The sequence below is a fragment of the Burkholderia sp. NRF60-BP8 genome (assembly GCF_001522585.2).
Lineage (GTDB): Bacteria > Pseudomonadota > Gammaproteobacteria > Burkholderiales > Burkholderiaceae > Burkholderia.
The window spans coordinates 676638-688685 of record NZ_CP013372.1 but is presented as its reverse complement, the minus strand read 5'-3'; the positions used below and the strand labels follow the sequence as shown (position 1 = coordinate 688685).

The 12048-nt window shown below is 67.6% G+C and carries 12 protein-coding genes; 1 reads left to right on the top strand and 11 read right to left on the bottom strand.

Annotated features, from left to right (window positions below; translation table 11 throughout):
• Positions 1-26 precede the first annotated feature (26 nt).
• The 3 genes from WS54_RS03180 to WS54_RS03170 all read right to left on the bottom strand — a co-directional run bounded on the left by WS54_RS03180 (position 27) and on the right by WS54_RS03170 (position 2956).
• Positions 27-791 (bottom strand): flagellar motor protein, encoded by a 765-nt coding sequence (locus WS54_RS03180; protein WP_059784271.1) that lies wholly within the window; start codon positions 789-791, stop codon positions 27-29.
• Positions 792-804: 13 nt separating this feature from the next.
• Entirely contained in the window at positions 805-2052 is a 1248-nt protein-coding gene (locus WS54_RS03175) for a cyclic nucleotide-binding domain-containing protein (protein ID WP_059784274.1), read from the bottom strand.
• Positions 2053-2293: 241 nt separating this feature from the next.
• Positions 2294-2956, bottom strand: coding sequence for a glutathione S-transferase family protein (locus WS54_RS03170; RefSeq protein WP_059784276.1), 663 nt, complete (start codon positions 2954-2956; stop codon positions 2294-2296).
• A 285-nt stretch (positions 2957-3241) separates the two neighbouring features.
• On the opposite strand from WS54_RS03170, the gene WS54_RS03165 reads away from it, so the two are divergent.
• Positions 3242-4597, top strand: a complete 1356-nt coding sequence (locus tag WS54_RS03165; protein WP_059784280.1) for a polyhydroxyalkanoate depolymerase — start codon at positions 3242-3244, stop codon at positions 4595-4597.
• Between the two features lie 105 nt (positions 4598-4702).
• On the opposite strand, the gene WS54_RS03160 is transcribed toward WS54_RS03165, so the two are convergent.
• The 8 genes from WS54_RS03160 to WS54_RS03130 form a co-directional block, all read right to left on the bottom strand.
• Positions 4703-5164, bottom strand: a complete 462-nt coding sequence (locus tag WS54_RS03160; protein WP_059784282.1) for a DUF3761 domain-containing protein — start codon at positions 5162-5164, stop codon at positions 4703-4705.
• A 65-nt stretch (positions 5165-5229) separates the two neighbouring features.
• On the bottom strand, positions 5230-5367 hold the full coding sequence (locus WS54_RS33905) for an HHHH-motif protein (protein WP_175883728.1): 138 nt from the start codon (positions 5365-5367) through the stop codon (positions 5230-5232).
• A 292-nt stretch (positions 5368-5659) separates the two neighbouring features.
• Positions 5660-6094 carry a cupin domain-containing protein gene (locus tag WS54_RS03155; RefSeq protein ID WP_059784284.1) on the bottom strand — a complete coding sequence of 145 codons (435 nt, stop codon included), beginning with the start codon at positions 6092-6094 and terminating at the stop codon, positions 5660-5662.
• A gap of 79 nt (positions 6095-6173) precedes the next feature.
• Positions 6174-7169 carry an ABC transporter permease gene (locus tag WS54_RS03150; protein ID WP_059784287.1) on the bottom strand — a complete coding sequence of 332 codons (996 nt, stop codon included), beginning with the start codon at positions 7167-7169 and terminating at the stop codon, positions 6174-6176.
• A 1-nt stretch (position 7170) separates the two neighbouring features.
• Entirely contained in the window at positions 7171-8148 is a 978-nt protein-coding gene (locus tag WS54_RS03145) for an ABC transporter permease (RefSeq protein ID WP_082725162.1), read from the bottom strand.
• A 33-nt stretch (positions 8149-8181) separates the two neighbouring features.
• Entirely contained in the window at positions 8182-9738 is a 1557-nt protein-coding gene (locus tag WS54_RS03140) for a sugar ABC transporter ATP-binding protein (RefSeq protein ID WP_059784290.1), read from the bottom strand.
• Positions 9739-9804: 66 nt separating this feature from the next.
• Complete coding sequence (locus WS54_RS03135) at positions 9805-10833, bottom strand: ABC transporter substrate-binding protein (protein WP_082725163.1); 1029 nt, start codon at positions 10831-10833, stop codon at positions 9805-9807.
• A 133-nt stretch (positions 10834-10966) separates the two neighbouring features.
• Positions 10967-11884: an aldose 1-epimerase gene (locus WS54_RS03130; protein ID WP_059784293.1), complete on the bottom strand. Its 918-nt coding sequence runs from the start codon at positions 11882-11884 to the stop codon at positions 10967-10969.
• Positions 11885-12048 lie beyond the last annotated feature (164 nt).

The following is a 12048-nucleotide window of genomic DNA, read 5'->3' as shown; positions in this document are numbered from 1 at the left end:
ACACGCAGGCACAAAGCGCACGAACATCACGCGAGCGATTCCGCCGCCCGCCCGCGCACATCGCCGGTCAATCGCGTCTCGATCGTATGCGGCGACTCCTTGCGCGAGATCGCGAGCAGGCCGTCGAGATAGAGCTTGCGGAATCGCATCTCGCTGTCGATCTGCGCGCGCAGCTTGCCGTACAGCGGCAGGAACACGAGGTTCGCAAACGCGAGCCCGTACAGCGTCGCAACGAACGCCACCGCGATGCCCGGCCCGAGCTGCGCCGGTTCGAGAATATGGCTCGTCACCTGCACGAGCCCGAGCACCGAGCCGAGAATGCCGAAGGTCGGCGCATAGCCGCCGGCCTGTTGCCACACGCGCACGGCCGCGAGGCGGCTGCGTTCGTACGCGTCGAGTTCGCGCTGCAACGCATCCTCGAGCACCGCGGTCGACACGCCGTTCGCCAGCAGTTCGAGCCCGCGTCGCGCGAACGGATGAATCCCGCTCACGTCCATCGATTCGAACGCGAGCAGCCCGTCAAGCTTCGCGCGGTCGCCCCATTCGAGCAGGTCGGACAGGTTCTTGCGATCGACCTCGCGTGCGCGCACGAACGCGAGCCGCAACTGCCTCACCGCGTCGAAGAAGCGCGCCCACGTGTTCTGGATCATCACCGCGCCGAGCGTGCCGCCGAGCACGATCACGAGCGCCTCGAACTGGAACAGCATCGAGAAATGCCCGCCTTCCAGCGCGAACCCGAACACGATCGCCGCGCCGCCCAGCACCACACCGACCAGCGTCAACAGATCCATACGCGCTCCCGTATCAAGCGTCCGACGATGAAGTCGACGCGACGGACGCCGCACCCGCCACCGGCGCCTTCGCCGCGCGAACGGCCTCCAGCACGCGCTGCTCGATCTCGTCGATCTCGACCGGATCGAGCTTGAGTTCGCGGCGCATCACCCACGACACCTCGTTGCGTCGTGCCTCGGTCATCACGGAAAACAGCTTGTCGGCCACCGCGCGATCGTCGAGGTTCGCGATCAGCTTCGCGAGATCGTAGGTATCGAACGCGCTGATCACGTCGAACAGCGTGCGCTGGTCGATCCACACGAGATCCTCGAGCGCGCGCACGTCGCCGCCGCGGCGCGCGTTGCGGCGCGAGAAGTACGCGACGCCCTTTTGTTCGACGTAGTTGAGCACCTTCGATTTGCGGAACGCGAACACTTCGTCGGCGATCTCGCCGTTCGACAGCTTGTTGAGCAGCAGCGTCTTGTCGACGCCGATCAGCGATTCGAGATCGGCGAGTTCGATGAGTTCGAGTTCGCTGTTGATCGACAGGTCGAGATCGTGATCGGCGACCTGCTGCGCGCGGTCGATCACGCGTGCGGCGTCGAACGTGACGACCTGGCGCGCATCCGACGACGCCGCATAGTCGGTCGCGCCGCCACCCTCGGCTTGCGCGGCTTCGATCGTGACGAGGTTGAGCTTCTCCATGCGCCGCAGCATCGCAAGCACGTGCGGCCGCGAATGGCCGGCGATCGCGCGGCATTTGCGGATCACGTCGGCGAGCGGCACCGACGTCTCGGCCGCATGCGCCTGCATCGGCCGGCGCGCCCACGTGTCGCCGGCTTCACGCGCGTCGGCGCCGGCCATCAGTGACAGCACGTGCGCATACGACAGCACGCCCGGCATGAAATCCGCATGGGTGTAGGTCGCAAGCTGGTCGTCCTTGCGCTTCACGCGGCGAATCATCGTGCGCACGATATGGCGCAGCAGCGCGGACACGCGCTCGATCTCTTCATCGAGCATGCCGGCCGGCACGACCGTGAGCTGACAGAACGAAAGCGCCTTCGCGGTATGCGCGCGCGGTTCGGCGGCGAGCAGCGCCGATTCGCCGAAGAACTCGCCGCGGCCGAGCGTCGCGACGATCACGCGCTTGTCGTCGCAGCGCGTGGAGAGTTCGACCTTGCCCTCGGTAATCAGGAAGATGACGGGCTCGCCCGCGAAGCCCTCCGAGTAAATGATTTCTCCGGGCGCCGCGGTACGCGTCCACGATTGCTGACGATTCAAGTCGATTCCCCTGCTGCGCTGGTTGTTGCGGACTGCGCGTCGCAAGTCTGAAGCGTGCGATCGCGAGTCGTCCCCGTGACTCGTTTACGTCATCGAGCGCAACATCCTTTAGGGAATTCGTCCTCGTTCCGAACCGGAATCAAGGTAAAACGTTTGCGGATCGCGCGGGCGCATCGATCGTTCGTTTCGCCCATTGCGCGTGTAGCGAAATTGAAAGCCCGTCGCAACCGCTCGCGTTGGGTCAGAACTCCATGTCGAGTTCGTCGATGTCTTCGTGCTCGGCCTTCGCCGCGTCGATCCACTCGACGACGAACGGATGCGCGAGCACGCGCATGCAGTACTCGGCGACGTCCGGTTCGAGCTTCACGTCGTAGGTCAGGAAGCGCATGACGACCGGCGCGTACATCGCATCGGCGATGCCGATCTCCGCACCGAACAGCCAGGGGCCGCCGTATTCGGCGAGGCACTCGCGCCAGATCGTCACGATCCGCTCGATGTCGTGCTGCGCGCGCGACCAGATCCGAAAGCCGGGGAAATGCCCGCGCAGGTTCATCGGCAGCGCGGATCGCAATGCGCTGAAGCCGGAATGCATCTCGCCGCAGATCGACCGGCAATGCGCGCGTGCATGCCGGTCGCCGGGCAGCAGCCGCGCGTGCGGCCGGATCTCGTTCAGGTATTCGGCGATCGCGAGCGTGTCCCACACCGCATTGCCGTCGTGCGTGAGGCACGGCACGAGGATCGACGGCGACAGCAGCAGCAGCTCCGCGCGCGACGTGGCGTCGATCGGCACGCTGATCGTCTCGAACGCGAGCCCGCTCAGCTTCGCGAGCAGCCAGCCGCGCATCGACCACGACGAGTAATTGCGGCTGCTGATGGTCAGCGTCGTCCGTGCGTTGGATTCCATGTCGCCCCCTGCTGAATGTCGTTCGTGCCCCTGCACCGTAAGCGGGCGCACCGCATGACCGGCCGCACCACGTCTGTGCGGTCCGTTCGCCGAACCGGCGCAACGTCGCACGGCATCGCCGCACGGGTCGCACGCCCGGCCGGCAAGGCAGCGCGTCACTTTCCCCTCCGTCATCACGTCCCGCGCGTGCCGCCGCGCTCCCGAACCGCTGCAACGCGCGTGCCAGCGTCACGCTGGCATACGGCTTGCCTCGATCCCTGTAATGCGGCATCACGAGCGACGGTCATGAACCTGCTTGCCTATCCGTTTTATCAATGGTCTGCGGAATGCCTGCGCCCGGCGCGTGCATGGGCAGCCGCCACGCGCGCGACGATGTCGCTGTGGCCGCCGGCGACGTCGACACCGACGGGCCGCATGGTCGACGCGCTGTGCGAACTGCTCGAATGCTGCGCGTTCTCGCACCGGCGTCCGCCGTTCGGGATCGCGTCGGTCGTCGTCGACGGCGAAACGGTGCCGATCGTCGAAGAAGCGGCGACAACGACGCCGTTCGCGACGCTGCTGCATTTCCGCAAGGCTCGGCCGGTCGCGCGCCAGCCGCGCGTGCTGATCGTCGCGCCGATGTCCGGGCACTTCGCGACGCTGCTGCGCGGCACGGTGCGCACGATGCTGGCCGACCACGACGTGTACATCACCGACTGGCACAACCCGCGCGACATTCCGCTGGCGGCCGGGCGCTTCGGTTTCGACGAATACGTCATGCACGTCATCGACTTCATCCGCCACATCGGCCCGGACGCGCACGTGCTGGCGATCTGCCAGCCGACCGTCGCGTCGCTGGCGGCCGTCGCGCTGATGGCGGCCGGCGGCGATCCCGCGCAACCGGCGAGCCTCACGCTGATGGCCGGCCCGATCGACTGCCGCGTGAATCCGACGAAGGTCAACGCGCTCGCCACGAGTCGGCCGATCGAATGGTTCGCGCGCAACCTGATCAGCGTGGTGCCGGCGGGTTTCATCGGCGCGCAGCGGTGCGTGTATCCGGGCTTCGTGCAGGTCGGCGCGTTCATGTCGATGAACCCGGACCGGCATGCGGCGTCGTTCGCCGATCTGTACTACGAACGCGCGAAAGGCGACCCCGCGAAAGCCGACACGTTGCGGCACTTCTACGACGAATATTTCGCGACGGCGGACCTCACCGCGGAGTTCTATCTGGAAACGGTCGAGAAGGTATTCCAGCAGTACGCGCTCGCGCGCGGCGAGCTGGCGGTGGGCGACACGCTCGTCGAACCGGCGGCGATTCATCGCACCGCGCTGTTGACGATCGAAGGCGAGAAGGACGATATCTGCGCCGTGGGTCAGACAGTGGCCGCGCAGGAATTGTGTTCGGGGTTGCCGTCGTACCTGAAGACGCACCATGTACAAACGGGCGTGGGGCACTACGGCGTGTTCAACGGCAGCCGGTGGGAAACGCAGATCTATCCGATCGTGCGGGCGACGATCCACGACAACGAGCCGTACGATCGCACCGCGGATGCGCAACGCGACACGAGCGGCGCGCACTACGTCACGCTGCGCGCGCTGCTCGATGCACGGGCATCCGCGGTCGACGCGGCGGCCGAAACGCAATCGGATCACGCGCACTGAACGCGGCTGGCGCCACAGTGAATCGCCCCGCCGGAGAGGCGGGGCGATGTTTGCTTCAGCACAGACGGCGCACGAGCGAAACCGCTCGCGCGCCCAGCCTGCTCGTTACGAGCAAGCCTTGCCGTGCGACGCGTGGTAGCCCTTCGCCTTCGCGTCGGCTTCCGACATGTAGCTGCCGTGCTTCGTCTTGCCGTAGTACTTGTCGGTCGAGCAGTGATAGACCTTCGTGCTGTCGTTCGCCCACACCTTGCCCGCGCCGCCGCCCGGCGCCGCGGCCGTCGTGGCCGCGCTCTTCGCCGGCGCTGCGCCCGATGCCGGCGCAGCGGAAGCCGCCGTTGCCGGCGCCGCGGCCGGTGCGCTCGCCGCGGCAGCGGCCGATGCGCCGTACCACGTCTTCACGCCCTTGTGGCCCGCGCATGCGCCCTTCTTCGATGCGCCCGAGTAGAACGAGCCGTCTTTGCACAGCCCGGTCGTGCCGGCCGGCGCGCTGGCCGGAACCTGCGCGAACGCACCGATCGACACACCCATGCCGGCGACCAGCGCGGCGATCAACATCGTTTTTTTCATGGTCCTCTCCTGATTTGCCTGAATGATGAAAGCGTCCGGGGCGTCATCCCCGGGAACGGCGACGGTTACCGCACCCAGCGGCACACGCGATGGTGGTGATGATCGAAATGGCACACGCGGTGCGAATGCGCTTCGGCCAGGGCCGGTGCGAGCACGGCGCAAGCCAGTGCCGTGGCGGTCAGGATCTTCGCGATGCGGTTCATGGTGACACTCTCCCGGTTAGGTCAGCCGATGGTCCGGCCGTACCTCCTTAACGCCGGGCGTCGACACGCCGTGCACCGCACCTGCGTGCAATTGACGATCTTTGACATCGCATCGCCTGTCGACACGCGAAGCTGACGAACGTCTTTCTTTTCTTTCCGATTCTTCAGCTTCGCGACGCTTTGGAATTCGAATCAATGGACGGAAGCGGAAAGCCGTGCGCGGATGTCAGCGGGTAAACAAAAAACCGCCTGAATGCAGGCGGTTCGTCGAAAACGCACACCCACCGGCAAGCTACGCACCGGCTTCGCCCCACGGCGTCGGCTCCGGCACCGCGCACGGGCCGTCGACGTCGATCGATTTGAAGTCGGCAGGCCCGACGATTTCCAGGTATTCCATGTCCGGCGAGTAGTCGAACAGGTAGTGGACGATCCCCGGCGCCTGGTGCACGCAGTCGCCGGCCGCAACCAGCGTTTCCTGTTCGCCATACATGAAACGCGCCCAGCCCTTCAGCATGATCACGATATGGAATTCGGCCTCGTGACGGTGCCAGCCGGTGCCCGCCGTCGGTGCATGATTGGCCCTGACGAGTTGCGCGACGACCTTGCCGTTCGTCGCGGCGGCGATGCCGAGATCGCGGTACAGGAAGAAGTCGCGCAGGCCTTCGCCCCGATAGGCGGTGTCCTGCGGCTTCACGTGGGAGAAAGCGGTGGGGGTCGGCGTGCTCATCGCGGTGCTCCTTCATCGAAAGGATGACGCGACACAAGCATTTAGCGTTCCAGTTTGCGGCGGCACGACATCGTGCGCGTCACCGCTTGCGCCGCTTGCCGGTCAGCAGCGTCTGCGCGATCACCGCGAGCAGCAGGAACGCACCGCTCGCGAGGTTCTGATAGTACGGGCTCAACGTGCCGACCTGGTTGATCACGTTCTCGATCACGCCGAGCAGCAGCACGCCCGCGAGCGGACCGAACAGCGTGCCGACGCCGCCCGTCAGCAGCACGCCGCCGATCACCGCGGCCGCGATCGATTGTAGCTCGTAGCTGTTGCCGGCGCCCGGCAACCCCGAATCGAGCCGCGACGCGAGCAGCGCACCGGCCAGCCCCGCCAGCGCGCCGCTCAACCCGTACGTGACGACCTTGAGCCCTTCGACGTTCACGCCGAGCATGCGCGCCGCCTCCTCGTTTCCGCCGATCGCGAACACGCCCGCGCCGTAGCGCGTGTGATTCAGCACGAACGCGGCGACGAGATACGCGACGAGCACGATCCACACGAGATTGCCGATGCCGAACAGCGAGCCGTTCGCGATCGTCGCGAAGAAGCCGGGGTTCGCGATCAGCATGTCCTGGCTCGCGAGCACGAGCGACAGCCCTTTCAACCCGAGCAGCGCGGCGAGCGTGACGATGAACGGCGCCATCCGCGCGCGGGCGATCAGCCAGCCGTTCACGAGCCCGACGATCAGCCCGACGCCAACGGGCGCGGCCAGCGCGGCGCCCCATCCATACGGCGCCGCATACGCGGCGATCACGGTGCCGAGCCCGACGAGCGAGCCGACCGACAGGTCGAACCCGCCGAGGATGATCACGAAGCTCTGCCCGATCGTGATCAGCGCGACGAACGCGGCGGCCGCGACGATGTCGAGCAGGTTCGGCGCGCTCAGGAAATGCGGAAACACGCGGCCGGCGATCAGGCACACGAGCACGAGGATCGCGATCGCGCCCCGCGCCTGCACGAGCCGGACGAACTGCGCGCGGCGCGCGCGGCCTGCATCTTGCGCGGCGTGCGGGGAGATCGGCGCGGTCGACATGTCAGGCTCCCGAACGTTGCAGGTACAACGCGCCGAGGATGAACGCGGCCTTCAGGATCTGCGCATACGTGTAGCTGATGTTGTTCATGATGAAGCTGGCATCGAGCAGTTGCAGCAGCAGCACGCCGAACACGGTGCCGACGATCGACACGCGCCCGCCGGACAGCGGCGTGCCGCCGATCACCGACGCGGCGATCGCGTCGAGTTCGAAGTTCACGCCGACGTAGTTCGGATCGCCCGCGCCGAGCCGCGCGGTGGCGAACAGGCCGGCCAGCCCGGCCAATGCACCGCTGGCCGCATAGACCGCCAGCAGCGTGCGCCGCACGGGCACGCCGGCGAGATGCGCGGCATCGCGGCTCGCGCCGACGAGAATCGTGTAGCGCCCGAAGGTCGTGTTGCGCACGACGAAGAACACGATGGCCGCGCACGCGAGCGCGATCAGCATCACGACCGGCAGCCCGAACCACGTGCCGATGCCGACGAAATCGAACGCATCGGACGGCGGCAGGCTCACGCGCGAGCCGCCGAGCAACGCCTGCGCGAGCCCGCGCGCGGCGACCAGCAATGCCAGCCCGGAAATCAGCGGATCGATGCCGAGCCGCGCGACGAGCCCGCCGTTGAACAGGCCGGCCGCGAGGCTGACCGCGATCGCCGCCGCGAACGCCGCGCCGATGCCGTACGGCAGGCACACCGCGATGATCGCGCTGGCGAGCGCCATCACCGAGCCGACCGACAGGTCGATCCCGCGCGTGGCGATCGCGAGGTTCTGCCCGAGTGCGATCAGCACGATCGGCGCGGCCTGGAACAGCAGGCTGCGCGCGGCGAGCGGATTCGCGAAACCGGGCGTGACGATCAGGTTGAAGACGGCGAGCGCGACGAACGCGAGATACACGCTGTGGTCGCGTGCCTGCGCGAACAGCGAGCGGCGCGACGTGCGACGGGCCTGGTCCGGTTCGCTCATCAGGTTGGCAAGATTCACGCTTTCTTCATCCTCGGGTCGATGTGCGGTGCGTTACGTCTGGTTCGCGAGCAACGCGGTCACGTCGTCGGGGCTCGCGCCGCGCGTCGGCAGTTCGCCGCTCGTCGCCCCTTCGTGCAGGATCACGAGCCGGTCGGCGAGCTCGAGCAGTTCTTCCATCTCCGACGACGTCGCGACGACCGCGAGCCCGTCGTCGGCGAGCCGTTTGACGAGATCGTGCACTTCCGCCTTCGCGCCGACGTCGATGCCGCGCGTCGGATCGTCGAGCAGCAGCACCGACGGCTCGGTCGACAGGCAGCGCGCGATCAGCGCCTTCTGCTGGTTGCCGCCGGACAGCGTCGAGATCGGCGCGCCCGCATGCGACGTCTTGATGCCCAGCTCGCGGATGTAGCGCTCGACGAGCGCCTCCTGCTTGCGCACGGAAATGAAGCCGAAGCGGGCGATGCGCGGCAGCACGCACACGACGATGTTCTCGCGCACCGACAGCTTCGAGAAAATCCCTTCCGAGCGGCGATCCTCGGACAGGAACGCGAGCCCCGCGCGAATCGCCCGCGCCGGATCGGCACCGTCGAGCGCGCGGCCGCCGACGCGCACCGCGCCGCCGTCCGGCTGCTGCGCGCCGAACACGGCCTTGAACGTCTCGGTGCGGCCCGCGCCGAGCAAGCCCGCGAGCCCGACGATCTCCTTCGGCGCGACGCGGAACGACACGTCGCGCAGACGCGTGCCCCAGCGCAGTCCGTCGACGGCGAGCGCCGGCTCGTGCGTCGTGTCGGCGGCGGCCGCCTCTGCCTGTTCGCGCGGGCCGTGCGCGCCGACTTCACGGCCGAGCATCGCCGAAATCAGCGCCATGCGCGGCAGCCGGTCGGGCGTATCGCTGCGTACGACTGCGCCGTCGCGCAGCACGGTCAGCCGGTCGCACATCCGGTAGCACTCGGACAGGCGATGGCTGACGAGCACGATCGCGATGCCAGTTGCGCGCAACTGCTCGACGACGCCGAACAGCACCTCCACTTCCGCGCCGCTCAATGCGGAAGTCGGCTCGTCGAGAATCAGCACGCGCGCGCCGAGCGACACGCCGCGCGCGATCGATACCATCTGCTGCTGGCCGAGGCCGAGCGCGCCGACCTTGTCGGCCGGGTCGACGTCGAGCCCGTAACGCTCGACGATCTCGCGGGTGCGCGCCCGCATCTCGCGGCGGTCGATCCACGGGCCGAAGCGGCGCGGCTCGTGACCGAGGAAGATGTTCTCGGCCACGCTGCGTTCGGGAATCAGGTTGATTTCCTGATAGACCGCGCAGATGCCCGCGCGCTGCGCGGCACGCGGGCTGTCGAACGACACGGGCACGCCGTCGACGCGGATCTCGCCCGCATCGGGCTGGTGAAAGCCGGTGAGGATCTTGATCAGCGTCGACTTGCCGGCGCCGTTCTCGCCCATCAGCCCGTGCACCTCGCCCGCGCGCAGCGACAGCGACACGTCGGTCAGCGCGCGCACGACGCCGAACGTCTTGCCGATGCCGAGCGTCTCGAGCACGACGGGTTTGCCGTCGGCGCCGGTGCCGGCGTCGGGTCCGGCGGGAAGCGTTGCGTCCATCGCGCGCCTCGCGTTCGCGGTTGAGCGGTTGAGCGGTTGAGCCGTCGCCGATCGTTTGCCGGCCGATCAGTAGACGAGGTTCGCTTCGAGCGAATGCTTCGCGTTCGCCTTGTCGTACAGCGCGTCTTCCATGATCTGCTTCTGCGCGACCGGCTTGCCGGCGAACCACGCTTCGAGCGACTTGAACGCGAGCGGGCCGAAGCGCGGATTCGTCTCGACGCTCGCGGCGGCCGAGCCGTTCGCGATCGCGGTGACGAAATCCTTGGTGCCGTCGATCGACACGACCGTCACGCCGCGCTGCTTGCCAGCCTGCCGCAACGCGGTCATCGCGCCGAGCGCCATCGTGTCGGCCTGCGCGTAGACGGCGTTCACGTCCGGATGCGCGAGCAGCACCTGCTCCATCACCTTCTGCGCTTCGGTGGCCGACCAGTTCGCGGTCTGCGACGCGACGATCTTCATGTTCGGGAATTTCTTCACGCCGTCGGCGAAGCCGTCGGTGCGCTGGCTCTCGACGGTATTGCCGTAGCCGCCCTGGATCTCGGCGATCGTGGCCTTGCCGCCCGTCGCATCGGCGAGCGCCTGCGCGGCGCGCTGCCCTTGCCGGAAGAAGTCGGACCCGAGGAACGTGATGAAATCCTGGCACGGCGTGCCGGCCGTCTGGCGGTCGATCGTCACGACTGGAATGCCCTTCGCGCGCGCCTGCGCGAGCGCGGGCTGCAGGCCGGTCGAATCGTTCGGCGCGACGATCAGCGCCTGCGCGCCCTGGTTGATCATGCTTTCGATATCGGCGACCTGCTTCGCCTGGTTCGCGTTCGCATTCGTATACAGCAGCCGCTTGACGCCCGCCGCCTTCGCAGCGGCGCGCACCGACGCGGTTTCGGTCGCGCGGAACGGGTTCTGTTCGTTCTCCGATTGCGAGAAGCCGACCACGAGATCGCTCAGCTTCACGCTGCCCGGCTTCGGATTCGTGCAGGTCTGCGCGGAGCTGGCGCCGACCTTCTGCGCATTGTCCTGCGCATGCGCGATCGCGACGCATCCGAGCGTCACACCCATCGTCACCACGATACGTTGCAGCTTTGCACGGCTCGGCATCATCGTCTCCAAGTGTTGTGATGTCGTGATCGGCCCGCGCCCCGTGGCACACCGGCGGCAGCGGCATCACGAATTAATATTATTACTCGATATTATCGCCTGCCCGACTCGGGATAATCCCGTACCGCCGAACCCGTCAGGCGGGGCCCGGCGTCCACCGCAACGTCGCCTGCAGCGCCTCGCCCGGCGCCAGCACGCAGCCGCCGACGAGCGACGCGGGTTCCGCCGCATTGAAGCTGTCCGTCGTGTTCGTGACGGGCTCGACGCACAGCGCGTCGGCGCCCGACGGGGCGTACACGACGAGCTGATCGAACGGCCGCTCGGCCTGCAGCACGACCTGCCGGCCGCGCTCCGGCCAGATCACCGCGGCTTCGCGCGACCAGCCGACGAAATTGTTGTCGAGCTCGAATGCATCGACCGGCATCCCGTTGCACAGCGCGGCGACGGCCGGATGATCGCCGACGTGGGTGGGCAGCACGTCGGCGTCGGCGTGCCACATCGCGTCGACGTGCGCCTTCACGACGGTGTGCGGCGTGCGCAGGTAATACGGGTGATGGCCCATGCCGAACGGCATCGGCTGCGCGCCGAGGTTGCGCGCGGACAGCGTGATCGACAGCACGGGGCCGTCCAGCCGGATCGACTGGCGCGCCTCGTAATGGAACGGCCAGTCGCCCGCGCGGCCCGCGTCGGGGCGGTGTTCGAAGCGCAGGTCGACCTGCGTGTCGGCGCGCCGCTCGACCTGCCACGGACGCAGCCAGCCGTGCCCGTGGAGCGCATGACGATACGCGTCGTCCGGGCCGGACAGGTCGATCGTGCGGCCGCCGAATTCGAACTTCGCGTCGCGGATGCGGTTGCAGTAAGGAAACAGCGGAAAGCTCGCGAAGCGCAGCGGATCGCCGCTCGCGAGCGCCGCGTCGGAGGTCGGGCGGAACCAGTGCTGCGGGCCGTCCGGCGCTTCGTCGTAGTACGCGGCGATCGATCCGCCGGCCCGCGGCGCGACGCGTACGCGGGTCGACCCGCTGGCGAGTTCGATCAGGTCGGTGTGGCGGGGCATTCCCATTCCCATCGGCATCGATCATCCCGGGATGAAGCTGACGACCCCGCCGGCCGGCGTGCAGCATTCGGCCGCGGGCATGTGCGGCCAAGGATGGCATGGCGCCGCGTGCGTGGTCAATAATATTTGTTGATATTATTATCCGGACATCCACGCATCCGGCG